The organism is Rhodococcus sp. AD45-ID (assembly GCF_003023755.1).
GTDB classification, from domain to species: Bacteria; Actinomycetota; Actinomycetes; order Mycobacteriales; family Mycobacteriaceae; genus Rhodococcus_F; species Rhodococcus_F globerula.
In genome coordinates this window covers 1,906,942-1,931,079 of the sequence record NZ_PYHL01000001.1, presented here as the reverse complement: position 1 = coordinate 1,931,079, position 24,138 = coordinate 1,906,942, and the positions used below count along the sequence as shown (strand labels likewise).

Annotated in this window: 27 protein-coding genes; 13 read left to right on the top strand and 14 right to left on the bottom strand. The window is 61.0% G+C overall.

Annotated elements, in window-relative coordinates:
- The first annotated feature begins 18 nt into the window (after window positions 1-18).
- A complete protein-coding gene (locus C7T36_RS08600; RefSeq protein WP_045064722.1) occupies window positions 19-627 on the top strand; it encodes a hypothetical protein in 609 nt (202 codons plus the stop codon).
- A 49-nt stretch (window positions 628-676) separates the two neighbouring features.
- Here C7T36_RS08600 and C7T36_RS08595 read toward each other — a convergent pair whose 3' ends face one another.
- Window positions 677-907 (bottom strand): ferredoxin, encoded by a 231-nt coding sequence (locus C7T36_RS08595; RefSeq protein WP_371851286.1) that lies wholly within the window; start codon window positions 905-907, stop codon window positions 677-679.
- 141 nt (window positions 908-1,048) lie between these two features.
- The gene (locus C7T36_RS08590) at window positions 1,049-1,648 is read right to left on the bottom strand and encodes a TetR/AcrR family transcriptional regulator (RefSeq protein WP_033231766.1); all 600 of its coding nucleotides are present in this window, start codon (window positions 1,646-1,648) and stop codon (window positions 1,049-1,051) included.
- 275 nt (window positions 1,649-1,923) lie between these two features.
- Between C7T36_RS08590 and C7T36_RS08585 the strand changes: the two genes are divergently transcribed.
- The 8 genes from C7T36_RS08585 (at window position 1,924) to C7T36_RS08550 (ending at window position 10,230) form a co-directional block, all read left to right on the top strand.
- Window positions 1,924-3,231 carry a cytochrome P450 gene (locus C7T36_RS08585; protein ID WP_045064720.1) on the top strand — a complete coding sequence of 436 codons (1,308 nt, stop codon included), beginning with the start codon at window positions 1,924-1,926 and terminating at the stop codon, window positions 3,229-3,231.
- 59 nt (window positions 3,232-3,290) lie between these two features.
- The gene (locus C7T36_RS08580) at window positions 3,291-4,064 is read left to right on the top strand and encodes an SDR family NAD(P)-dependent oxidoreductase (protein ID WP_033231765.1); all 774 of its coding nucleotides are present in this window, start codon (window positions 3,291-3,293) and stop codon (window positions 4,062-4,064) included.
- Window positions 4,065-4,292: 228 nt separating this feature from the next.
- Complete coding sequence (locus C7T36_RS08575; protein ID WP_239654624.1) at window positions 4,293-5,675, top strand: ABC transporter substrate-binding protein; 1,383 nt, start codon at window positions 4,293-4,295, stop codon at window positions 5,673-5,675.
- Window positions 5,675-7,798, top strand: coding sequence for an ABC transporter permease (locus tag C7T36_RS08570; protein ID WP_045064717.1), 2,124 nt, complete (start codon window positions 5,675-5,677; stop codon window positions 7,796-7,798). The genes C7T36_RS08575 and C7T36_RS08570 overlap by 1 nt, the downstream gene beginning before the upstream one ends.
- Window positions 7,776-8,489 (top strand): ABC transporter ATP-binding protein, encoded by a 714-nt coding sequence (locus C7T36_RS08565; protein WP_230590008.1) that lies wholly within the window; start codon window positions 7,776-7,778, stop codon window positions 8,487-8,489. The genes C7T36_RS08570 and C7T36_RS08565 overlap by 23 nt, the downstream gene beginning before the upstream one ends.
- Window positions 8,486-9,193 (top strand): ABC transporter ATP-binding protein, encoded by a 708-nt coding sequence (locus tag C7T36_RS08560; RefSeq protein WP_045064715.1) that lies wholly within the window; start codon window positions 8,486-8,488, stop codon window positions 9,191-9,193. Before C7T36_RS08565 ends, C7T36_RS08560 begins: the two co-directional genes overlap by 4 nt.
- Window positions 9,190-9,543, top strand: a complete 354-nt coding sequence (locus C7T36_RS08555; protein ID WP_033231762.1) for a hypothetical protein — start codon at window positions 9,190-9,192, stop codon at window positions 9,541-9,543. The genes C7T36_RS08560 and C7T36_RS08555 overlap by 4 nt, the downstream gene beginning before the upstream one ends.
- A gap of 153 nt (window positions 9,544-9,696) precedes the next feature.
- Window positions 9,697-10,230, top strand: a complete 534-nt coding sequence (locus C7T36_RS08550; RefSeq protein WP_045064714.1) for a hypothetical protein — start codon at window positions 9,697-9,699, stop codon at window positions 10,228-10,230.
- 74 nt (window positions 10,231-10,304) lie between these two features.
- Here the strand turns inward: C7T36_RS08550 and C7T36_RS08545 are convergent, their stop codons facing one another.
- From C7T36_RS08545 to C7T36_RS08525, 5 genes are read right to left on the bottom strand one after another with little or no spacing between them, the layout of a single operon-like run.
- Entirely contained in the window at window positions 10,305-10,781 is a 477-nt protein-coding gene (locus C7T36_RS08545; RefSeq protein ID WP_033231760.1) for a MaoC family dehydratase, read from the bottom strand.
- Window positions 10,778-11,011, bottom strand: coding sequence for a hypothetical protein (locus C7T36_RS08540; protein ID WP_033231759.1), 234 nt, complete (start codon window positions 11,009-11,011; stop codon window positions 10,778-10,780). The genes C7T36_RS08545 and C7T36_RS08540 overlap by 4 nt, the downstream gene beginning before the upstream one ends.
- 32 nt (window positions 11,012-11,043) lie before the next feature.
- Entirely contained in the window at window positions 11,044-12,471 is a 1,428-nt protein-coding gene (locus C7T36_RS08535) for a FadD3 family acyl-CoA ligase (protein ID WP_084702444.1), read from the bottom strand.
- Window positions 12,468-13,649, bottom strand: coding sequence for an amidohydrolase family protein (locus C7T36_RS08530; RefSeq protein ID WP_033231757.1), 1,182 nt, complete (start codon window positions 13,647-13,649; stop codon window positions 12,468-12,470). Before C7T36_RS08530 ends, C7T36_RS08535 begins: the two co-directional genes overlap by 4 nt.
- A 41-nt stretch (window positions 13,650-13,690) precedes the next feature.
- A complete protein-coding gene (locus tag C7T36_RS08525; protein WP_045064708.1) occupies window positions 13,691-15,223 on the bottom strand; it encodes an AMP-binding protein in 1,533 nt (510 codons plus the stop codon).
- 90 nt (window positions 15,224-15,313) lie between these two features.
- Between C7T36_RS08525 and C7T36_RS08520 the strand changes: the two genes are divergently transcribed.
- Complete coding sequence (locus tag C7T36_RS08520; protein WP_045064706.1) at window positions 15,314-16,078, top strand: enoyl-CoA hydratase/isomerase family protein; 765 nt, start codon at window positions 15,314-15,316, stop codon at window positions 16,076-16,078.
- Between the two features lie 62 nt (window positions 16,079-16,140).
- A complete protein-coding gene (locus C7T36_RS08515; protein ID WP_033231857.1) occupies window positions 16,141-17,775 on the top strand; it encodes an FAD-dependent oxidoreductase in 1,635 nt (544 codons plus the stop codon).
- Window positions 17,776-17,781: 6 nt separating this feature from the next.
- Here the strand turns inward: C7T36_RS08515 and C7T36_RS08510 are convergent, their stop codons facing one another.
- From C7T36_RS08510 to C7T36_RS08500, 3 genes are all read right to left on the bottom strand, one after another.
- Window positions 17,782-18,402 (bottom strand): superoxide dismutase, encoded by a 621-nt coding sequence (locus C7T36_RS08510; protein ID WP_033231754.1) that lies wholly within the window; start codon window positions 18,400-18,402, stop codon window positions 17,782-17,784.
- Entirely contained in the window at window positions 18,399-18,956 is a 558-nt protein-coding gene (locus C7T36_RS08505; RefSeq protein ID WP_045064704.1) for a flavin reductase family protein, read from the bottom strand. Before C7T36_RS08505 ends, C7T36_RS08510 begins: the two co-directional genes overlap by 4 nt.
- 109 nt (window positions 18,957-19,065) lie before the next feature.
- The gene (locus tag C7T36_RS08500) at window positions 19,066-19,911 is read right to left on the bottom strand and encodes an LLM class F420-dependent oxidoreductase (protein WP_033231753.1); all 846 of its coding nucleotides are present in this window, start codon (window positions 19,909-19,911) and stop codon (window positions 19,066-19,068) included.
- Window positions 19,912-20,123: 212 nt separating this feature from the next.
- Here C7T36_RS08500 and C7T36_RS08495 point away from each other — a divergent pair, with 212 nt between their 5' ends.
- Entirely contained in the window at window positions 20,124-20,351 is a 228-nt protein-coding gene (locus C7T36_RS08495) for a hypothetical protein (RefSeq protein WP_033231855.1), read from the top strand.
- Window positions 20,352-20,354: 3 nt separating this feature from the next.
- Here the strand turns inward: C7T36_RS08495 and C7T36_RS08490 are convergent, their stop codons facing one another.
- The 3 genes from C7T36_RS08490 to C7T36_RS08480 all read right to left on the bottom strand — a co-directional run bounded on the left by C7T36_RS08490 (window position 20,355) and on the right by C7T36_RS08480 (window position 22,566).
- Entirely contained in the window at window positions 20,355-20,873 is a 519-nt protein-coding gene (locus tag C7T36_RS08490) for a GNAT family N-acetyltransferase (RefSeq protein WP_045064701.1), read from the bottom strand.
- Window positions 20,874-20,980: 107 nt separating this feature from the next.
- Window positions 20,981-21,952 carry a hypothetical protein gene (locus C7T36_RS08485; protein WP_045064698.1) on the bottom strand — a complete coding sequence of 324 codons (972 nt, stop codon included), beginning with the start codon at window positions 21,950-21,952 and terminating at the stop codon, window positions 20,981-20,983.
- 2 nt (window positions 21,953-21,954) lie between these two features.
- Entirely contained in the window at window positions 21,955-22,566 is a 612-nt protein-coding gene (locus C7T36_RS08480; protein WP_143547521.1) for a hypothetical protein, read from the bottom strand.
- A 110-nt stretch (window positions 22,567-22,676) separates the two neighbouring features.
- On the opposite strand from C7T36_RS08480, the gene C7T36_RS08475 reads away from it, so the two are divergent.
- The gene (locus C7T36_RS08475) at window positions 22,677-23,057 is read left to right on the top strand and encodes a DUF1801 domain-containing protein (RefSeq protein WP_045064694.1); all 381 of its coding nucleotides are present in this window, start codon (window positions 22,677-22,679) and stop codon (window positions 23,055-23,057) included.
- Between the two features lie 5 nt (window positions 23,058-23,062).
- Here C7T36_RS08475 and C7T36_RS08470 read toward each other — a convergent pair whose 3' ends face one another.
- Window positions 23,063-24,130 (bottom strand): alpha/beta hydrolase, encoded by a 1,068-nt coding sequence (locus tag C7T36_RS08470; RefSeq protein WP_239654623.1) that lies wholly within the window; start codon window positions 24,128-24,130, stop codon window positions 23,063-23,065.
- Window positions 24,131-24,138: the final 8 nt, after the last annotated feature.

Genomic DNA, 24,138 nt, shown 5'->3' with positions numbered 1-24,138 from the left:
AGCAGAGGAGAAGGAAAAATGAGCGAACGCGGTTCGACGACAACAATCGACAAGGCTGCAGATCTGGACCCGGAAGTAGACGAATCCGCAGCGGATGGCATGAGTGATGTGGGGTCGAGCGACACGGAGCCGGAGGTTCGCGTTCGCCGATGGGGGAGAGTAGTCGGAATCTCTGTGATCGCAGCCGTGGTGGCCATATCACTGTCCATGGCAGCAGTTTTCGGTTGGAAGCTACACGAAGCGCGCGCTGTCGACTCGGCAGCGGCCGCCGCACTCGATGCGGCGCGCCAGTACGCGGTGACTCTGACAAGTGTGAGTTCGGATTCGCTCGATCAGAACTTTGCAGCCGTACTCGACGGAGCCACCGGGGAATTCAAGGACATGTATTCCCAGTCCAGTGAACAGTTGAAGCAACTGCTGGTCGACAACAAGGCCGCAGCTCAGGGAGTTGTGATCGATGACGGGATCAAATCGGCGACCGCTACGGAAGTCGAGGTCCTGTTGTTCATCGACCAGACCGTCAGCAATACCGTCGCACCTGATCCGCGGATCGACCGCAGTCGAGTCGTGATGACGATGAACCTGGTGGACGGTCGCTGGCTCGCCGGCAAGGTGGATCTACCGTGACGCCGCGAGCGGGGAGCGGGGATGCCACTTGGACGGCCCCGCTCCGCACTCATTCACGTTCGGAGAGAGCCGCTCTGGGACATTGTGCAATCGACGTGCGAACTCGGTCTTCGGCGTCGTGCGGTACCTGGCCGGCAGTTACTTCCAGTTCCTCGTTGGTGTCGAGGGCAAATACTTCCGGCGCGTTTTCCACGCAGAGTGCATTTGCCTCACACAGATTCTTGTCGACGACGACGCGCATCCGGAGTCCTCCCTGATCAAGTTCACGGCTCGAATCCATGCCGTGTTGCACTGAGTGCGCGAACGAAATTGGTTCCAGCGGATCGGAACGCATACCCGCGTGAATGTAAAGTCATCCACCACCTTGGATACTGTACCTTCACAGAATAGATTGCAAGCCCCAAAAGGGTTAGGGCTGTGTCTAATTCGTGTCTTCGAGCCGTTTGCCTTCGAGTCGAACCAAATACTCCTCGACCAAGGCGAAGGTCTCCGCGTGCCCACCGAAAACGCCGAGTGACTCTTCCATCACGAGTACGCGTGACAAGCTTGTGATCAATACCAGCGCTGCGGCAGGCGGGCATGTTTTCGGATCGATACCATACTCCTGCAACACATTTCCCATTATTTCGAGTTGAGCTGCGCGGAATCGCTCGGAGTAGTCGGCGATTTCCGCCCGGATGACTTTCCGATGATTGGCGAGGGCGACAAACTCCATAGTGAAGGCGGTGCCCTCCGCTGCGATGCTGAACTCCCACAGTGCTCTCAGGGGTTGTGGCGATTTCAGTAGTTCGGCCTGACGCTCGAGACCTTCTACCGCGCGGCGACGAAACAGTTCGAGAAACAGATCGTCCATCGTGCGGAAGTAGTAGTACACGAGCGGCGGCTTCAGTCCGGCCTTCTTTGCGATGCGGCGAGAGCTGACCGCCGCATACCCCTCTTCCAGCATGACTTGTTCTGCGGCGTCGAGGAGGAGTGCTCGATTTTTTGCATCAGGTGCGCCGATTCTGCGTGGCGAAGTCATCCGTGGCTCCCTAAGCGTCAAAGGCTGGTCATGTGAACGGTTCTCGCTACAGCCTAATGCGAAGAAAACTCCGCTAGACCATTGCCTACACCCTAAGCTACGCATATGCTCAGCATTATGTTGATCGACTGATCAGCATTTGCCAGGCGACGTCGACAATTCGGCTCGCCTAGATGCCCGTCGACCCCGCCCGTCCCGAGGGTGCGCTGCCTTCCGACACACGTGCCCAGCCCCAAAGACGTCAATGCCCTGCTTTCCGACACAGGAGACCCGTAATGACTGAAATCGATCAGGTCGACTTCTTCACCGATCCGTCGATCGTGGATGATCCGTACCCGTACTTCGAATCCCTACGCGCGCAGTGTCCCGTCGTGCGAGAGCCACACCACGGTGTTGTTGCCGTGACGGGGTACGACGCGGCGACTGCTGTGTACCGCGACTCCGAGGTGTTCTCGTCGTGTGTTTCGGCAACGGGCCCCTTCCCCGGGTTGCCGTTCGAACCCGAGGGTGACGACCTCGGCGCTCTGATCGAGCAGTACCGCGATCATTTCCCGCTGCACGAGCATCTGGTGACCATGGACATGCCACAGCACGCGGCGCACCGGTCGTTGTTGAAGCGACTGCTGACGCCCAGGCGTTTGGCGGAGAACGAAGAGTTCATGTGGCGGCTCGCGGATCGCCAGATCGACGAGTTCATCGCCCGGGGCTCGTGCAACCTCATGAGCGACTATGCGCAACCGTTTGCGCTGCTTGTCATTGCTGATCTGCTCGGTGTACCGGAAGAGGACCATCAGGTATTTCGCGTGACGCTCGGCGCGCAACAGGCGGGCTCGATCGACGAGTCCGAGGCCTTCACGAGCAATCCGCTCGAGTTCCTGGCAGAGCGATTCACGTCGTACATCGAGGACCGTCGACGGGAACCGCGCGACGATGTTCTGACGGCCATCGCCACAGCCAAGTATCCCGACGGCTCGACTCCGGAGGTCGTCGATCTCGTGCACGTCGCGTGCTTCTTGTTCGCTGCCGGCCAGGACACGACGGCGCGGTTGTTGACCGCGTCCTTCCGATTCATCGCCGAGAATCCCGAACTGCAGCAACTGCTTCGCGACGAACCGGAACGTATACCCAATTTCGTCGAGGAGACACTTCGGATGGAGGGTCCGGTCAAGAGCGACTTCAGGCTTGCGAAGAACCCGACAACTGTTGGCGACATGGATGTTCCGGCCGGGACCATCGTCATGATCTTGAACAGTGCTGTGAACCGTGATCCGGAAAGGTTCGAAGATCCCGACACGTTCGACATCGAACGGCAGAATGCGCGCGAGCACATAGCTTTCGGTCGAGGAATCCACGCGTGCCCGGGTGGTCCGCTGGCCCGCGTCGAATCACGTGTCAGCATCACTCGACTTCTGGATCGACTGAAGGACATTCGGATTTCCGAGGCCGAGCACGGACCAGCTGACTCGCGGACGTACGAATACGAACCGACATACATTCTGCGGGGCCTCAAGGCGCTGCATCTCGACTACACCCCCGCGACGGAATCCTCGTCGGCGGAATCCGTGATGACTGAAACCCACTGACTAGCACCCACTAACTAGCACCCGTTGACTGAAACTCGTTGACGAACAAGGAGAACAACATGACTTCATCCACTCAGGGGACCTCCGCGAACGACCGTGTAGCGGTCGTGACCGGCGCTGGATCGGGTATCGGGCTGTCTGTGGCTCAGGCTCTTTCGGAGCAGGGTCACCGAGTTGCATTGTTGGACAGAAATATCGACGAAGCGCAACGTGTTGCCGAGAAGTTGAGTGCGGACGGCACCGAGGCCATGGCATACCAAGTGGATGTGACCGATCGTGTTGGTGTCAGGGCTGCCATGGACGCGGTACGCGGTGAACTCGGCCCGATCTCGATCATCGTCACCAGCGCGGGTGTCGAGACGTTCACACCGGTAACCGAGATCAGTGCGGAGGAGTGGGACCATATCGTCGCGGTCAACCTCACCGGAACCTTCACCTCCATTCAGGCAGTTGTTCCCGACATGATCGAAGCCGGGTGGGGTCGAATCGTCACCATCTCGTCGTCGAGCGCTCAGTCGGGCGCGCCGAACATGGCCCACTACGTAGCGTCCAAAGGTGGCGTCATCGCACTTACTAAGGCACTGTCCTTCGAGCTTGCGCCGCAGGGGATTACCGTCAACTCGATCCCGCCATCGATCATCGATACCCCGATGGCTCGTAAGTCCGAAGCGGACGGAGATTTTCCCGGCGTCGACGTCATCGCGAGTATGACGCCGGTCCGTCGTGCCGGATTGCCCAGTGATGTGGCTGCGGCGTGCGCGTTCCTCTGTACGGACAACGCGGGCTTCATCACGGGACAGCTCATCGGTGTCAACGGAGGTTGGTATATGTAAATTGTCCGTTTCCTGGTTTCTTTTCCAGTGGCACAGTACGATTCCGTTCAGATTTCGACTTACTCGACCCTCGCTCGTCGGAGATCCACCGGCCACGGGGTTCGGTCCGAATCCATTTAGGCGCGCTGCCTCTCCCACCCGTGGCCTTGGCACTCACGCCGCCGGCGTCCGCCGGTCTCTTCAGCCTGTATCGGTCGGCCCGTGGGGCCAAGTAACGAGGAGGAACGGTTGAAACTACAGCGAATACTTGTTGCCGTCGCGGCGACAGCACTTCTTGTCAGCGGATGTAGTGGCCGCGAGAGCGGCGGCAGCGAGAACATCGAAGGCGGTGGTGAGGGGGCTACCGCACAGTCTGCATCTGGCGACTTCGGTGATCTCCAGGACGTCTGTCAGTCTGGGGACGCCCAAGGCGGCACTGCTCAAGGTGTCACTGCCGACGAGATCGATATTGGAGTTTTCTCGGATATGGGATTCACCAAGAATGCCGAATTCGAGGAAGCGGCAAAAGTTTTCACGTCCTGGTGTAACGACGCCGGAGGTATCAACGGTCGTAAAGTGGTCGCTACCACCCGCGATGCGAAGCTGATGGAGGTTCGTCAGCGAATGGTCGAAGCCTGTCGTGACGACTTTGCGCTCGTCGGTGGTGGCGCCGCCTTGGATGCTCTCGGCGTCAAGGACCGGCTGACGTGTATGTTGCCGAGTTTCCCAGCTCAGGCCGTCCAAGAGCGTTCTGCCGGAGCTGATCTCGAAGTCAGTGCATCTCCCGCAAAGATCCCGGGCTATGACAATTACAACGGTTTCCGAACCTGGGTGGTGAACGAGGCGTATCCGGATTCGAAGGGTGCGGTGGGAATGATCAACGGCGATTCCGCTGTCACCAAAGCGATTGCGGGCGTTACCGCTGAGACCCTCGAGGCCGCCGGTGCCACGCTGGTCTACAACGAGCTGTATCCGGCGATGGGTGTGTCGGACTGGACTCCGTACGCGCAAGCAATCAAGAGCAAGGGCGTCAAAGGGTTGATCTTCATGGGTGAGTTCGGTCAGTTGGCCAAGCTCGAAGAGGTCCTCACCAACATGGACTACAAGCTCGACTGGATCGATGCCAACAATAACGCCTACAACGCGTCGTTCATCGAACTGCTGGGGAAGTCCGCCGACTTCCAGAACAACCTCGTAGATCTCAGTGGTGTGGCGCCGTTGGAAAGTGACGAGCCTGCGGTGGCGGAGCTCGAGGCTCTGTACGAGAAGTACGCACCGAATGCGCAGATCACACTCCCGGCGATGCGGGCGATGTCATCGTGGCTGCTGTTCGCGAAGTCGGCTGCCAGTTGTGGCGACGAACTTACCCGTGCTTGCCTCTACAAGGCAGCGACGGCCGAGACTGCTTGGACCGGAGGCGGTTTGCATGCCGCAAACGATATGGCGAATCCGATTCCACCGCAGCCGTGCTTCAATGTCGAACAGGCCACGTCGGACGGTTGGCAGGCAGCAGACTTCAATCCCGACAACGGTCTCTACCGCTGCGATATCCCGGCTCGCAAGTTGGTCGCCGACTTCGGCACGCCGATGACACTGGCAGACGTCGGTATGAGCATGGGCGATTTCGAGTAATGGAACAATTCGTCACCTTCGGGATCGTCGGTCTGAGCACGGCCGCGATCTACGCGATCATCGGCAGCGGCTTGGTGGTCACCTATACCACCACCGGAGTGTTCAACTTCGCACACGGCGCGACCGGCATGATGGCGGCATTCTCCTACTGGCAGCTCAGTGTCGGGTGGGGCTGGCCGGTGTGGTTGTCGGTAGCGACCGTACTTCTGGTTCTTGCACCGGCTTTCGGGCTTCTCGTCGAACTGTTGGTGCGGCCGGTTCAGGCTCTCGGCGAGGCCGAGAAGCTGGTGATGACGATCGCGTTGCTGAGCGGTCTGATTGCGCTCGCCCGATGGATCTGGAATCCGAACAAAGCTCGCTCGCTTCCCAGGTTCTTTGCCGAGCAGAACTCTTTTCACATCGGGTCAGCAACAATCAGTTGGCATCAAGCCTTGACACTGGTGGTGGCGATCGCCGTTGCGGTGTGTCTGCGAATACTGATGCTGCGCACCCGAACCGGAACCGAAATGCGAGCGACCGTCGATGACCGTGCCTTGGTGGGACTTACCGGGGCAGATCCGGTACGGGCCAACCGGGTTGCCTGGATTCTGGGAACCGTGTTGGCCGCAATCGGCGGTATCCTCATCGCTCCGATGGTTGCGCTCGACGCGACCCAACTGTCGCTGGTCATCGTCAGTGCTTATGCCGCAGCGATATTCGGTCGGTTGAAGAGCCTGCCCATGACATTTGTCGGCGCAATTGTCGTGGGCTGCATGGAGGCGTATCTGACCGGCTACCTCCCGCAGAATCCGTACCTCCCAGGTCTGCGGCTGGCGGCGCCGGCGATATTGCTGTTGCTCGCGCTGTTGCTCTTTCCGCACGGGCGACTTCGAGGACGCGACCGTCACCTCAGTGCGGTTCCGCTACCGAGCGTTCGAGGGACGTTAGCCTTCGCCGGGGTGATCGTCGCGTTCGGTCTCGTCTTGGCCACAGTGCTGGGTGAAGGTGATCTGATCACCTACGGACAGATCTTCGCGTTCGGCGTGATCGCGTTGTCCTTCGTTCCACTTGTCGGTTACGCCGGTCAGATATCACTTGCGCAGTTGACCATGGCGGGGGTGGGTGCAATTGTCTGTGCACGCTTGGGCGGAAATGGGCAGTGGTGGGCACTTTTGGCGGTGATGGTCATCGCGGGCATTGTCGGAGCGGTCATCGCGATCCCCGCGCTCCGGCTCAATGGTGTCTACCTGGCACTCGGGACGGCGGCCATTGCGGCCGTCTTCGACCGATGGATATTCACGATCCCGTCCTTCGAGGTGTTCGGAGTCGAGATCGTGCTGTTCGACCAGGGCTCAGTGGATTTGGTCGGCCCACGACTGTTCGGATTAGAGGTGAATACTCCGGCAGAACTGACGGTGTTCTCCGCGATCTGTCTTGCCCTCGTCACGATCGCCGTGGCCGCGTTGCGCCGCGGGCGACTCGGCCGCCGGTTGATTGCGCTGCGCGACAGTGAGGCTGCCTTCGCGACCCTCGGGGGCAGTCTGCTGTTGACCAAGATGCTGGTGTTTGCGCTTGCCGCTGGTATTGCGGGGCTTGGTGGGGCGCTGTACGGAATGCAACTGATGTCGGTCACCGCCGAACAGTTCAGTTTTGTTGCCGGGCTGGGTATTTTCCTGATCGCTGTCGTGGGTGGCCTGGGAGTTGTGGGTAACGGGCTCTTCACGGGCACGATGATTGCCGGCCCGTTGAACGCGATCGTGGCCTTGTGGCCGGCGGCCGCCAACCTCGTGCAGACGCTGCCCGCTGCTGCCGGCCTCGCTTACAGTTCCGGAGCGGTCGACGACGGAGTTGTGCCGAGCTTGCGCCGGCGCTGGGAATCGGCTCTCCGGGACCGCCTTGTAATGGCGGTCTTGCTGGGTTGGATTGCAGCGCTGTGGGTTTTGCGTGTCAATGACGTCGTCAACGGGTACGTACTCGTGGTGGGCGTAGTGATCGGGGCATTGGCCGCCCGCAGTTGGGCCGAAGCGCGGCATCGTCAGGTTCCGGCGGAGCCGGAAATTCCGGTGGAGTTGTGGGGCATATCGCGCCCATGGACCGCCGAAGACGGGGAGGTGCTCAGTCGTGAAGTCGCAGCTCGAAGTTGAGGACATCACGGTGATGTTCGGCGGTCAACGCGCGCTCTCCGGGGTCTCGCTGAAGGCGGAGCGTGGTCACGTGACCGGACTGATCGGACCGAACGGGGCAGGCAAGAGCACGCTGTTCGACGTCATTTCCGGGCTCCGCAAGCCGGCCACGGGAAAGGTGTTTCTCGGTGGCCGCGACGTGACCAGAGCCGGGCCGTCCCGGCGTGCGAAACACGGTCTGGCGCGGACGTTTCAACGACTGGAACTCTTCGGCCGACTCAGCGTCCGCGACAACCTCCTGGTTGCCGCGGAACTGGGGTCGCAGCGACGCAAGGCCGGATCCGTCGCCGACGACATCATCGATCGACTCGGATTAGGACTGGTTGCCACGACAACCGCGGACTCCTTGTCCACCGGCATGGGTCGCCTCGTCGAGGTGGCCAGAGCAATGGCCGTGAATCCCACCACCCTTTTGCTCGACGAGCCCGCCGCAGGTCAGGACCGCGAAGAAACAGAGCGGTTCTCGCTGATTTTGCGCTCTCTGGCGGAGGAGGGGATGGCTGTCCTGCTTGTCGAACATGACATGGAATTGGTGATGAACGTGTGCGACCAGGTGTATGTACTCGATCTCGGGAAGATCATCTCCGTCGGCCCGCCCGAACTGATCCGCCGCGACGACGCTGTTCTGGCAGCGTATCTGGGGGGATCATGAATCCGATCCTCGAATTGCGGCGTGTACGAGCGCGTTACGACGAGATCACGGTTCTGCACGGGATCGACCTCAGTGTGGCGCCAGGTCAGATAACTGCCTTGCTGGGGCCCAACGGTGCCGGGAAGACGACGACTCTCCGAGTCGCTGCCGGAGTTCATCCGATCACCTCGGGGCAACTCGTGGTTGGAGGGCGCGATGTCAGTGGGATTCGTCCTCGGGATCTGGCCAGATCCGGTGTCTGCCTGATCCCGGAAGGCCGTGGTGTGTTTCCCAACCTGAGCGTTCGGGACAACTTGCTCATGATGACGTTCACGGGTCGCACGCGCGAGGAAATCGAGGAGATCGCGTTTGCTCGGTTTCCGATCCTCGCCCAGCGCGCATCGCAGACGGCAGGCACACTGTCCGGCGGTGAGCAGCAGATGCTCGCGCTCGCCCGCGGTCTCGCGACGGACCCCGCTGTCCTTCTCCTCGACGAGTTGTCGATGGGGCTCGCGCCGTTGATCGTCGGCCAACTCTACGAGCAGGTCGCCCTGATTGCCAGAGCGGGTGTCACCGTACTGGTGGTCGAGCAGTTCGCGAACACCGTGCTCGAATTTGCCGATCACGCAGCAGTTCTGGTGCGTGGCCGGATCCAGAAGCAGGGCAGCCCCGATGGCGCACTGCGTTCCGAATTAGCTGCCCTCTACCTTGGGAGTGTCACATGACCGCGACTGAAACCCGCGCCGACCGCTTCACTCGCGAGTTGGCCGAACAGAAGATTCCCGATCCCTCCGCCGGCCGATCCGCCCTTTGGCTCAGGTTGGGACTGGTGCTGATGGTGATCGGTCCGGCCTTGGGTATCGCGTCGTACTTTCTCTCGCACAACACTTCCGATCCCTTGGTGCAGCGCGACGCGATCATTCTTGCCCTCGTCGGGATTTCACTCGGCGTGAGCGGGTCGGCACTGTACATCCGCTATTCCATTACCGGATTCCTCAGGTTCTGGATGGCCAGGCAGTCATACGACCTGAGCCTGGTGGGAGATCGACTCTCCGAGCACGATATTCAACCCTGACAGCCGCAGCTGCCGTTGTTCCTCGCGGCGGTTCGGTGCGGACGGGCGCGTCCGTGAGCTGGTGAAAGTTTTTTGCAACCACGGTGTTCCGAAACATCGTGGTGGAAAGCCCATGGTGGGTGGAACCCGTCCGCCCATCGGAGAGGATCCGTCATGCGCAATTCGGTAATTCGTCGAGTCGTGGCCGCCGCCGGTTTTGTTGCCGTCGTGGCCGCCACGGTCACAGGCTGCAGCAGTGATTCCGACAGCGACACCGCTGACACCACAACAACTTCGGCAGCGGCCACGAAGACTTCGGGCACGTCGTCTGCGGGGACCACCGCGGCGGCTGCGGCCGACGACGCGACGACCAAGGAGATCACGGACGTCTTTGTCACCTTCTTCAACGGAACTACTCCGCCCGCGGATCGTGCCGCTCTTGTCGAGAACGGTGACGTGTTCCTGCCGACTCTCGAAGCGCTGACGGCCAATCCGCAGGCCACGGCAACCACGGCAACGGTTCAAGGTGTCGAGGCCACCGGCACGAACGCTGCCGTGAAGTGGACGCTTCTGATGAACGGGGCTCCGGTTCTGCCGGACCAGTCCGGTGAAGCGCTAGAGCAGGCCGGTGAGTGGAAGGTGTCGGCCGCGACGTTCTGCACGCTGTTGGCGATTCAGGGCGGCGGGGCGCCGGTTCCCGGTTGCTGATCGCCCACAACGACGCGACGTCGACGCCGGTAGCACCGGCGTCGACGTCGCATGCACGTGCACGCCAACAGATGTCAGCTCAAGTATCGAACCAGATTTTGTGCGACACAGGCGGGCCGCTCGGACCCTTCGGCGGTGATCGTGACGGTGCGCTCCACTTGGATTCCGCCGTCGATGTCGGTGACGGAAGTGAGCTCCACTGTTCCCCGCACCCGGCTGTCCACCAAGACCGGGCTGATGAACCGCACTTTCCCCAGTCCGTAGTTGAGCGCCATGCGGGCGCAACTGACGGCCATGACTGTCTGAACTATCGGTGCCAGCAATGACAATGTCAGGAATCCATGTGCGATGGTGGCGCCGTACGGTCCGTCTGCAGCACGGTCCGTATCGACATGTATCCACTGGTCGTCGTCGGTGGCTGCCGCGAAGAGATCGATCCGTTTCTGATCGATCGTGATCCAATCGCTGGTGCCGATCGTTGTCCCGACAGCGGCTCGGATATCGTCGAAGGTGGTGAAATCAGTCTGGTCCAAACCACTCTGGGTGCTCAACCGGCCAGCCTGAGTTCAACGGGGTTCAGTCGCAGATCGCAGATGTACGCGAGTTCTGCCGCGATCTCGGGTGAGAGGTCGCTCTGCTCTCCGACCTCCAGGATGCTGTGGAGGCGACGGAAGAATTGATCAGGCGTGATCCCGAATTGGACAAAAATGTCTTCGGCGGGTCCGCCGTTCCAATGTCGCCACTTCAGGGCGAACGTCAATATCGCATCATGGTCGTTCATTACACGCCTCCTCAATTCAAACGTGAGTTCGGTTATCTCAATTGGTCTTTCATGACTTTGCCAGTCGCATTGAGTGGCAGTGCGTCGAGGAACTCGACAGTGCGAGGAGCTTTGAACCCGGCCATCCGCTCGCGGCTCCAGGAGAGTAGGTCTTCCGCTGCCACAGGATGTTTGGTGACGACAAAGGCTTTGCCGACCTGCCCCATTCGTTCGTCGGGAACGCCGATCACGGCAACCTGATCGACTGCCGGGTGTTCGAGGAGGAAACCTTCGATCTCGGCTGGATATGCGTTGAACCCGCCGACGATGAACATGTCCTTCTTGCGGCCGACGATACTGAGCCGTCCCTCGTCGTCAAGCTTTCCGAGATCGCCGGTGTGCAGCCAACCGTCCGTGTCGATCGCTTCGGCGGTTGCCTGCGGATCGTCAAGGTATCCCTGCATGACGTTGTATCCGCGAATCAGTACCTCGGAATCATCTGCGATTCGCAATTCGATTCCGTCACATGGTGTACCGACGGTAGTTGCTATCTGCTCGAACGAGTCGCCGGGGCGCGACGCGGTTGCCGTTCCCCCTTCGCTCAAGCCGTAACCCGTCATGATGGTCTGGAACGGAAGTTCCTTTGCGACCCGGCGGATGAGTTCTACCGGAATGTCCGCCGATCCGGTGACCGCAGCACGTAGTGACGACAGATCTCGGGTGCTGGGAGCGGACAGCAGTGACTGGTAGAGCGTCGGCGGTCCCGGGAGCATGGTGATCTTCTCGGTCTCGACCAGTTCCAGTACCTGATCCACGTCGAGAACGGCTACGGGCAGGATGGTGGCGCCGCGAATCAACGACGCGACAACGCCTGCTTTGTAGCCGAACATGTGGAAGAACGGGTTGACGACCAGGTAGCGATCGCCTTCCCTCAGGTCTGCGAGATCGCACCACTCCGAGAACATTCGCAGTGTCTGGTGATGGTTCATCATGACGCCCTTGGGGCGGCCGGTCGTTCCCGACGTGTACATGATGTCGGCGATGTCGTCGCCGCTGATCTCGCATTCGAAAGGTGCACCGCTGGAAAGGAAATCCGACTTCAAGTCGATGACCGGTACGTCATCGGGTGCACTGTACTCGAGGCCCAGGAACCCCTTCTGGACGAGTACGGCTTTGGCGCCGCTCCGTCGGATGATGTCGGCGGCCTCGTCGGCCTTGTACCGCGTGTTGACGGGAACCAGCACTCCGCCGGCGGTCAAGATGCCGAATGCGGCGATGATCCATTCGGCGGAGTTGGGCGCCCAGATCGCCACTCGATCGCCCTTGTCCACGCCGATCGAGGCCAGAGCGCCAGCGGCCCGGCGGACCCGATCAGCGAGTTCGACGAAGGTGATCCGGACGGGCCCGTCGACGACCGCTTCGGCAGTGCCGAAGCGGTCGGCCGCACTCAGGACCATCTCAGGGATGGTCTGCCACTTCACAGCGAAAGGAGCCCTGCAAGGTTGCCGCCCATGATCTTTGCCTGATCCTTCTCGTCCAGGTGCCCGAGCATGTCCGCGAAGTGCCGCGGCTCTGCCAAGCCCTCCGGATGCGGGTAGTCCGAGCCGAAGAGCACTCGGTCGACTCCGACGAGATCGATCAGATCGGTCACGCCCTCCTCGTAGAACGGGCTGACGTGGACCTGGCGCTTGATCGCAGCGACGGGATCCTGCATACCGAAGCCTTCAGGTGCCTTCTTGAAGGTGTCGGCGAGGCTGTCCAGAAGTGGCCGCAGCCAGGCAGATCCACTTTCGATGACCGCAAGCTTGAGGTCAGGGAAGCGGAACAGTGCGCCGTGGCAGACCCACGATGCCACGGTGTCCTGTACGGGACGCCACTCGTTGACCATGCGGAACGTGTTGGTCTGGAACGGCAGCATCTCGCCGTCCGTGCCTTCCCACTCGGCGTCGAAGCGCGCGTATCCGCTGTCCGACGAGTGCATCGCGACGAGGAGGTCGAGCTCAACGACGCGCTTCCAGAAGGGGTCGAACTCCGGCATGGCAAACGAACGAGGGCCCTTGAATCCGGGGACGGGTGCCGGTCGCACGAGAATAGCCCTTGCGCCGCGCTCGGCAACCCACTCGAGTTCTTCGAGTGCCTTGTCGAGGATCGGCAGGCTGATCACCGGGGTGGTGAAGATGCGGTCCTTGTAGTTGAACTGCCATGTCTCGTACAGCCACTCGTTGAGTGCGTGCACAACAGCGTGAATCAGGTCCGGATCGTCACGCATCCGCTCTTCGACCAGGCTGGCGAGGGTCGGGAACATCAGCGTGCGGTCGACGCCCAACTCGTCCATGAGTTCCAGGCGCGGGCCCGGCTCGCTGAAGGCGGGGATTGCCTTCATGGACTTACCGAAGATCTCGCGACGGCTCTTGCCTTCGGGGTTTCCGTTCTTGAAGTACTCCTCCATGGAACCCGGGCGTGCAACGACGCTGAACGTGGGGTTGGGGATGTACTCACTGATCTGTCCGCGAATGGCGATCTTGGTGCGTCCGTCGACCTCGACGTACTTGATGGCGTCCTTGTACTTCGCCGGGAGGTACTTGGTGAGGGCCTCGGCAGTCTCGTACAGATGGTTGTCTGCGTCGAACAGCGGGTAAGGCAGGTCCTTCGGGGGCATGAGATTCTCCTTTGCGTTTGATGAGAACACTATTCTCTTTTTTAAACGGTCGCAATATCCTGGCGGACCAAAAACTTCTGAATCTTGCCGCTGGCCGTCCGGTGGAAGTCGTCCACCTGGTGCAATTCCTCCGGCCACTTCTGTTTTGCGACGCCGGCTCGGTCGAAGTGAGCGCGGAGTTCGTCCATCGTCGGCAAGCTGTGGCCGGGCAGCAGGCGCAGCACCGCGGCAACGTGTTCGCCGAGGCGCTCGTCCGGGGCGGATACCGCTGCGGCTTCGGCGACTCCCGGCATCGAGAGAAGGATTTCCTCGACCTCGAGTGCGCTCACGTTCTCGCCGCCGCGAATGATGATGTCGGACTTGCGGTCCGTGATCGTCAGGTAGCCGTCCTCGTCGATTTCACCGATGTCCCCGGTGTGGTACCAACCGTCGGCGTCGAATGTCGCGTCGGTGAGCGCCTGGTCGGTGTACCCGATGCAGAGATCGGGTCCACGGCTGAGGATTTCTCCGTCATCGGCAAGCCGGATCTCCGCGCCCTCCATGACATTTCCGTCGGTGAACAACCGCTTGTCTTCCGGGGCAAGGTGGCTCGATCCCGTGATCGACGGATGTTCGGTGCTCCCGTACGAGCGGAAGACGGTGATGCCGAAGTCGGCCAGTCTTCTCGTGACCGCCGCGGGGACGGACGAGCCGCCGAGTCCCGCATATTTCATGCACGCGAGATGTTCCGGCGTGAACTTCGGATGATCGAGCAGGCTGGTGAGGAAGTAGGTTGCGCCGCCGCCGACGGTGAGTTGATCGCTGGTCATCAACTCCAGTGCCTGTTCCGGATCCCACGCATCGGTGAGGTTGATCGGGGAGCCGTCGACGACTGGAATGAGGAAGGCATTGACCATGCCGATGAAGTGACCGACCGGGGCCGACGTGAGTTGCTTGCCAAGGTCTTTCGGGTACAGACCCAAGAGCTGACGGGTTTCGTGCCCGAGTGTCTGATGACTGTGGATGACGCCCTTGGGGGCGCGCGTCGTGCCGGAGGTGAAAGCGATGAGCACGGCGGAAGTGGGGTCTGTGTCGATGTTCTCCGCCAGTGGTACGTCGCTGAGCAGATCTTCGAAATCGCGACCGACAACTCCGACGACGGGGATGTTCGCGCACAGATCCGGCTGGTACTCGGTGCGTCCGAACTTCTCGGCCGTGATGAAGACCTTCGGCTTCGTCTCGTCGAGGATGTAGGCAACTTCCTTGCGGCCGTAGAAGTGAACGATGGGAACAACCGTTGCGCCGAGGAAGGTCGAGGCCCAGAAGACCGCTGCTGCTTCCATCCAGTTCGGAAGCTGGAACGCGACGACATCACCCGCGCCGACGCCCCGTTCGCGCAGGCCGCCGGCCAACCTGCGTGCCACCAGGTCCACGTCGGCAAAAGTTCCGGTCCACGGACGGATCTTCGAGTGGATACGAAATTCGGTGTCGGGGGCGGCAGCGAGGCCTCGGGTGAGCATCGTGCCGATCGTGTCCTGAGTCCACCAACCCTCTTCGAGGTACCGGGTGGCAAGCGTGGTGGGAATGTGCCGCATATGAGCTCCAATGCAGGTAACCGGGCCGCTCCTAGGCCGAACTGCGGCACGAGACGGGAGCGGTCGAACTGGCTTCTGCCAGTCGTGAATATGTTATTCTCACAAAACAAGAATGCCAATATCGTAACGGAGAACATCTTGGTTATCGTTGAAATGGACGGCGAGTTGGCGATCATCACCATCGACCGTCCACAAGCACGCAATGCCATCGCGCCGGAAACGATGGACCAATTGGACGAGGCACTCGACTCGGTTCGCGGGGCCCGCGCCCTGGTGATCACCGGCGCTGGTGATCGTGCGTTTGTCTCCGGTGGCGATCTCAAGGAACTGGCCAAACTTCGGACGCTGGAACAGGCGGCGGACATGGCCCGGCGGATGCGGTCGATCTGTGACCGCATCGCACAATTCCCCGGACCCGTCATCGCTGCATTGAACGGGCATGCGCTCGGCGGCGGCGCCGAAGTTGCCGTGGCGGCAGATATTCGAATTGCCGCGCACGACATCAAGATCGGCTTCAATCAGGTGAGTCTCGGAATCATGCCCGCGTGGGGTGGAGCCGAGCGGCTTGCCGCACTTGTCGGGCGCGGTCGGGCATTGATGCTGGCCGGTTCCGGAACGATCATGGGTGCTGCTGACGCGGAATCGCTCGGACTCGTCGATCGCGTCCTGCCCCGAGAATCCTTCGACGAGGGCTGGCGCTCACTGGCGAAGTCTCTTGCCAACGCTCCGGCCGAGAGCATCAAACGGGTGATGTCCGGGGTTGCTCCTCCGGAAGCTATCGACGCTTTTGCGCGCTTGTGGATTACCGACGAACACTGGGCAGCAGCAGACCGGGTTATGAACCGCAACAAGTGAACTGAAATCCTACGAGTGCGTGCGAATCGGTGCCGCACTTTCCGACCAGTTACGGACTCCACATGACTTTTGTGATCACTCAACGATGCTGCAACGACACAAGTTGCGTAGCGGTGTGCCCGGTCGACTGCATCCGTCCGCGGCCCGGAGACCCCGGATACACCACCGCTGAGATGCTGTACATCGATCCGGACACCTGCATCGACTGCGGGGCATGCGTCGACGCGTGTCCGGTGGATGCGATCTACTCCGAATACGATCTCAGTGAGTCGATGAGTCGGTACACGGAGATCAATGCGGCGTACTTCGAGCAGAATCCATTGGACACCGATGACGTTGCATTCCCCACTCCGCCGAAACGCCCGTCAGCGGATCTGCCTCGAATACGTGTTGCGATAGTCGGATCCGGTCCGGCAGCGTGCTACTGCGCTGCCGAACTGCTGGCGCGGGGATCAGTGGAGGTCGAGATGTTCGACCGCTTGCCCTCGCCTTGGGGGTTGGTGCGCAGTGGAGTTGCGCCGGATCATCAGGAAACCAAAGGCGTCGTGAGTGTCTTCGGGTCTTCGTTCAAATCGGAGTCGTTTCAGTTCTACCTCGACGTCGAAGTGGGCAAGCATATTTCGCACGACGAGCTACTGCGGCACCATGATGCCGTGATCTATGCCGTTGGCGCCGCAACCGATCGCAAACTGGGCATCCCCGGAGAATCATTGCCCGGCAGTCATTCCGCGACGGAATTCGTGTCCTGGTACAACGGGCATCCGGACTTTTCGGATCGTGAATTCGACCTTTCGGGGGAGCGCGCGGTTATCGTCGGAAACGGCAACGTGGCACTCGATGTCGCGCGTGTTCTCACGTGCGATGTCGACGAACTCGCAAGAACCGACATTGCTGACCACACGTTGGACGCCCTGCGCAACAGCAATATCCGTGAGGTTGTTGTTCTCGGACGACGGGGCCCACTCCAGGCCGCGTACTCCGCCCCGGAGTTTCTCGCGCTGGGTCACCTGAACGGTGTCGACGTCGTGATCGACCAACAGGACGTCGTGCTGGACGCGGCAAGCGCAGCAGCCCTGGATGATCCCGATGCGCTGCTGTCCGACAAACTCAAAGTTGACCTTGCACGTGAGTACGCACAGAAGCCGGCGGACGGAGGCAATAAGCGAATCGTCTTCCGGTATCTCGTCGCGCCCACCGAACTGCAGGGCACCGACCGCGTCGAATCGGTGACGTTGGTGCACAACACACTTGACGACGACCTTGCGGCATCGGCGACCGAGAAGGTCGAGACACTGGAAGCGTCGCTTGTTCTGCGGTCGGTGGGTTATCGCGGCGAACCAGTCGCTGACGTTCCGTTCGACGAAGCACGGGGAATCATTCCCAACCATCAGGGCCGGGTGGACGGCGCGGTCGGCGTCTACACCAGCGGCTGGATCAAGCGGGGCCCGCGCGGTGTGATCGGCACCAACCGAGTCGACGCGAAGGAAACCGTCGCGCAACTACTGGCAGACTTCGACGCCGGATTGCTGACCGCGCCTGAACTCGACCGGACATCCTTGGTCGAACTGGTGACGGAACGTCAACCCGACATGATCGACAAGGCGGGGTGGGCGGCCCGGGACGCACAAGAGAAGGCGGCCGGTAAAGCTGCCGGCCGCCCTCGCATCAAGATCACTGCACGGACTGTAAGTCGTTAAGGGGGGTTACTTTCCGGAACCCAGGACCGACGTGGCGTCGGCGTAGCGCTGCGCCACGTCGTCCCAGTTGATGACATTCCAGTATGCCTTCACGTAGTCGGCCTTGACGTTCTTGTACTGAAGATAGAAGGCGTGCTCCCACATGTCGAGCATCAGGAGCGGGACAATGCCGATGCTGATGTTTCCCTGCTGATCTGTGAGCTGCTCGATGATCAGACGCTGACCGATCGTGTCGTAGGCCAGTACGGCCCAGCCGGAGCCCTGCAAAGTGGTTGCGACCGCGGAGAAGTGCGTCACGAACGCGTCGAATGACCCGAAATGTTCGTCGATGGCAGCAGCCAGTTCTCCTTCAGGTCGCTCACCACCGTTGGGGGAGAGGTTCTTCCAGAAGATCGAGTGATTGGTGTGGCCGCCGAGGTGGAAGGCGAGGTTCTTACTGAGTTGCGGAGCCTTGGCTGCGATCGTGCCGTCTTCTCGTGCGGCGGCCAACTGCTCGATTGCACTGTTTGCGCCGGCGACGTAGGTCGCGTGATGCTTGCTGTGGTGCAGCTCCATGATCTCGCCTGAGATGTGAGGTTCGAGGGCTGCGTAATCGTAATCGAGCTGGGGCAAGACGTATTCGGTCATTGTGGTGTGCCTTTCGATCGGTGATGAGTCGCTGGGGTGAGATGGTGGTACGCCCGGTTGTGGTAGACGAGTGGGGCGAGAGCACGCGTCGGCGCGATGACCTCGACAACTTCTGCCGTGACGATGAGCGCCGAACCACAAGCGGTGGCGCCGAGTGGGACCGCGCGGAGAGCATGCGCCGTTCCGTGTAGGAACGGTTCACCGGTCGACAGGAACGACCAGTCCATGTCCGCGCCGAATCGGACGGCGCCACGCGTGGCAAATGTTTCTGCCAGCTCTACATTGTCGGAATGCGCAAGGTGAACAAGGAAACTGGACGCGGCCGCGATCGCTGCAGCAGATCCTCGCAGGGATTGTAGTGAGAACGCGAGTACAGCGGGGTCGGCACTGATCGACATCACCGACGACGACGTAATCCCGACCGGGCCGTCTTCGCCGGCGGCAGTGATAATGGCGACGCCCGCAGGATGTCGACGGAAGGCATCGACAAAAGACTTACGAATCGACGGTTCCGGTATCGAATCGGTATGCGGTCCAACTAGTTCCGTCGTCACGTGAGAGTTCACCTTCCGCTACTCGGGTAATTCCGCCGATGCACGTGGCCTGTGCTGTATTGACGGTAAAACCTCGAGCGCGCTTGAGATCAAGGTGATGTGACGGGGTTCACCGTCCTAGCTTGGCGGCCAATCTCTTGATGTATTCCACAACGTCGGTGGGAGCGGCGTCCGGCGTGCCGAACATTGCCTCGGTAACTCCGATGCTCTCCCAGTGAGCGAGCTTGTCCGCCTCGGGCTTTCCGGCGAGGACGGTGATTTCAGGTTCGCCGACTCGACCGGCTTCGGACCAGATCTTGCGAAACAGCTCTACGTTTTCCTCGATCTCTTGCTGGATCGGCGTCGTGATCCAGCCGTCGGCGGACTGTGCGATCCACTTGAAGGTCTTTTCGCTCGCACCGGCGCCGAGGAGGATGGGTGGACGCGGTTTCTGTACGGGCTTGGGCCATGCCCAACTGGCCCCGTACTTCACGAACTGGCCCTCGTAGGATGCCTCGTCCTTCGACCAGAGTTCACCCATTGCTTCGAGGTATTCGCGCAGAGCCGTACGACGTTTGTTCGGGGGTACCCCGTGATCGGCGAGTTCCTCTGCATTCCAGCCGAATCCGACACCGAAGACAACACGTCCATCGGACAGGTGATCCAGCGAGGCGATGGTTTTTGCCAGAGTAATCGGATCATGTTCGAGGGGGAGTGCCACCGACGTGCCCAGGCGGATGGTGCTGGTGACCGATGCTGCAGTGCCGAGCGCAACCCAGGGGTCGAGGGTGCGCATGTAGCGGTCGTCCGGAAGTTCCGCGGATTTGGTCCCCGGATGATCCGACGCCCGTGATGCCGGGATGTGCGTGTGCTCGGGAACGTAGAAGGCGTCGAACCCGGCAGCTTCGGCGGCAACGGCCGCATCAGCAGGGCGAATGCCGCGGTCGCTGGTGAACAAGCTGACTCCGTAGCGCACAGGCTTCTCCTTCGATGGTCCGTCGAAAAACTGTAACTTGTTGCAGGTTCGTTCGGGGTGGTTTTGGGCCTTCGGCCCTGTGCGCCTTTCTGGTAGTCGGCGCTACCGAAAAGGCGCACGGGGCGAAGCCCTACCCTGCGCGTCTGCCGCTACATGGTCACGTCGATAATGTGAAGGAGAACGTGCAGGACACGAGGAACTAAGGAGTGGTCATGGCAACTGAGGTGGAGTCCGGTGACCTCGTACAGGCGGCCGACCATGCGGGTCCGTGGACGGTAGTCGAAGTCCGGCAGGGTATGGCGTTGCTCGAACACGGTGACGGGCACAGGCTGTCGCTACGGACGACCAGTCTGACTGTCGTGCGTAAGGGTGGCGGCAAGAAGATCGCCCCCGCCGAAGGTGCTTCCGACGAGGGCGTGTCACCGACACTGTTCGACTGACGGTCAGGGCATATTGAACGGTGCCGCGTATTTGAACGTGCCAACCTGATCTGGGGTGTGCGCAGACAGGGCGCGAATCTGGAAATGGGCACCCCATTCGGCTTCCGGTGATTCGACGCCCACTTTCGTGCTGGTCACAAACCCGAACCGTGGGTAGTACTCAGTGCTGCCCAGTAGTGCGAGCAACGGCACGTCCAGAGCGTCCGCCGCGCCGATGACCGCGTGCATCAACGCAGAGCCGACGCCGGACCGTTGGTTTTCGGGTGTCACTGCCAGCGGGCCTAGGCCCACAGCCTCCACCTCGCCGACCCATCCCCGGGTTCCGATGACGAAGCCGAGAATCTCGCCGTCTGCCTCGGCCACCAGGGACAACTTCGGCAGGTACTCGTCGGACACAAAGAGTTGGCGCGTCAGTTCGATTTCGTACGGCGTTTCGCCCGGCGGTGCCTGATCCGCAAATGCAGCGTCGAGAAGTGAGTAGACGGCGTCACGGTCGGACGGGCATTCGCGGCGGATGTACATGGAGTACGAAGCTACCCGAGGTAGCTGCCGTCGTGCGACTCTATATTCCGCGTTCACCAACTCTTTGGCTCGAAATACTCAGTGATGCAATGGCTTTCTCAATGGCATCATCGCGACAGCAGTTCGGTGATCGATGTGGGTATCTGGCGGTATCCGCCGAATCTGATGCGTTGGCAACCGTCGAGTTCGGCAAGAACTTGGGTTCCCCCGGAGCCGTCAGCTCGACGGAGATCGATCGACGCCACCTGTTGCGCGATCTGATCGCAGGGTGGGGCGATGGGTGCTGTGGACGCCGCGTGCATCAGCTCGGCACTGTCTGCCAATGTCAGGCGGATATGCGAGGACCCCTGGCCCAGGTTGTAGCGGCATACCTGCAGTCGGCCGACGTCGTCGACGGGTGTGGCCAACGGACTGTCGAGAGGTGAGTATCCGGTGTTCTCGGAACGCACTGATCGCTCGACGTCGTCGGGGGTGGTGAGATCGAACAACGATCCGATCGACGTTGTGCAGATTCCCGGTTCGTCCGCCGATATGGCGTCGATCGGGTGCTGCTGACGGCTGACCTCATGCAAGGTGTCCAGCGTTTCGAGAGGTGCGTCCTGGAATCCGCACGGCGCTGACGGCCAAGCTGGACGAAATGCGTTACCCGACGCGTCGACGAACCACAGGCCGACGGGGACGATTTCCCGTATCGCGCAGTCAGCAGAGATGTTGTCGCGGAACCGCTGCGAGTCGGTTCGGAATGCTTCGGCTACTGCAGATACGTCGCCTTCAAGGCGAACCGCGTCGATAGTCAACCCACCGGCGGCGTTTTCCCCGCGTTCGCACCGGATGAGCGCTACCGGTTCGAAATCCGATGGCGGATAGCCGGGTTCGGTTGTTGGCGGGAATTGTGAATCCATCTGAGCGAGCCCGCTGAGTGGTCCGGAGATATCGGGTGTAGTGCATTCCGCATGGTCGACTACCGACGCCACGGCAGGAGTGAACGCGACGCTATCTCCGCGCACGGAAAGGTACATCGCTGCCACTGCGAACACGCTCACCGCGACAATGAACGTGACAGCCAGGAATTTGCGCATTCTCAGACCAGGCCGGCGCGTTCGAGGAATGCCTTGGCGGTTACGGCATTCGGAAAAACGGCGCTCGAGGTGATGTGGAGCCCGCTGTCGGAGTTGGCGTACTCCGTGGTGCTGACGGCGTCTCGATACTCGATGCGGGCGGCTGCGGTACGCGAGCGGTTCTCAGTGATGAGTTCGGGCCGCTCGTTCTCGCGCCAGTCGATGAGTGTTTTACCAGCTTCGGTCTGGTTCACCCAGGTGATGAAGACGATGTTGTAGTCGGTTGAGACGCTCTGGGCGAGAGCTGACCCGGAGTCGACCGTGCAGAGTAGGTACAAGTCGCCGGTCGAGTTGAGCGAGCCCGGCGAGCAGATGCTCGCCTCGGCAAGGGCCGGCGGGAACGTCCCGACGATGGCTTCGGCGCTGTTGTGGGTTCCACCATTCGTAGCGGTGAGTGATCCTGATGCGGTGCCGGCTTCACGGTTGTCACCGCCGAGTGAGAGGACCGCGGAGATGACTACGCCGACGGTGGCGACTCCCATGAGTGCGGACCGGACCAACAACCCGCTTCGCGTTTTCGCCGACAGGGTAGTTGCTACTCGCGTTCCGAGTGGTGCCATCGCTGCATTATTCATCACGAAATTCTGGATGCGGGCACACGCAACATATTTGCCGCACGGTGCAAAGACGATCGGGCATACTCGAGTGACTTGGAGCGAGTCGATCGTGGAGAGGGTGACCGACCATGAAGAAGGACGCAGCAGGGGGTACCCCCTCGGAATTGATCGACGCGAGGATCGAGGAACTCGGTGACTGGCGAGGGGAGATGCTCGCTCGGATCCGGACTTTGGTCAAGGAAGCCGACCCCGATGTGGTCGAGGAGTGGAAATGGCGTGGAGTTCCGGTGTGGGAACACGACGGCATTCTCTGCACCGGTGAGACGTACAAGAAGGCTGTGAAGGTGACGTTCTTCAAGGGGGCGACATTGGATGATCCGACGGGAATGTTCAACTCCAGCCTCGAAGGCAACACCAGGCGTGCCATCGACTTCAACGAAGGCGACACCATCGACGAGAAAGCCTTCACGGCCCTCATTCACGCCGCGATTGCGCTCAATACGGCATAGGTGCTCTAGCTCAACAGTGCTCGGAGCATTCCGCCTATTTCGACAACCGCCGCACGCGATCGGGCACTGGGGCCGAGAACATTCACGAACCCGTGGATGAATCCGGGATAGCGCCGCGCGACAACGCGAACTCCGTTGTCGCGCAGCAGCTGTGCGTATGCTTCACCTTCGTCGCGCAGTGGATCGAATCCAGCTGTCACCACAATTGCCGGTGGAAGATCGTTGTGGCTTTGGGCACGCAATGGAGACACCCACGGGTCCAGCCGATCCGAGTTCTCGCCGAGGAAACTGCGCTCGTAGAAGTTCATATTTGCCTCGGTCAGAAAGAATCCTTCGCCGAACGTCGTTCGGGACGGCCTTCTCTCGTGAAAGTCGGTGGCCGGATAGATCAGCAACTGGGCTGCCGGTGACGGATATCCGTCATCGCGGGCGCGGAGTGAAACAACAGCCGACAGGTGCCCACCCGCGCTGTCGCCACCCACCGCAATGCGAGCAGGGTCGACGGCGAACTCGGTTGCCCGAGAAACAATGTCGAGGTACGACGCATAGGCATCGTGTACCGGTGTGGGGAAAGGGAATTCGGGTGCAAGTCGATATTCGACAGCGACGATTCTGGCCCCTGAGGTTTCAGCCAACAGTCGGCACGGTGCGTCATGTGATTCGAGATCACCCTGAACCCAGCCGCCGCCGTGGAAGAACACCAGCAGTGCCCCGGACTCGTGGGTGGGCACGTAGAGGCGAGCGCGAAGTGGGCCGTCGGCGCCTTGTACGGAGATGTCTTCCGTGTGCGCCGACGCCGGTCGGCCGGCCATCAACATCGCCGTTCGCGTCAATTCGGCGCGCGCGGCGGAAAGTACATGTGGCTCCGACGACAGTGCGGGCCGTGGGCGTGCCTTGGCGAGAGTCAACAACATGTGCGCGTCGGCGTCGAGAGTGTGCCCGTCTCTGTGCACCGGCGGTCCGGTGATGCGGCGTTTTACGGCTGCAGGCAGCGCGAATGCTGCTGCAACCAGGCCTGCCTCGGCGAGGCCCCGAACTGTGCGATCACTGGCGCTGTTCCACGATTCCGGCACGTGGCGCA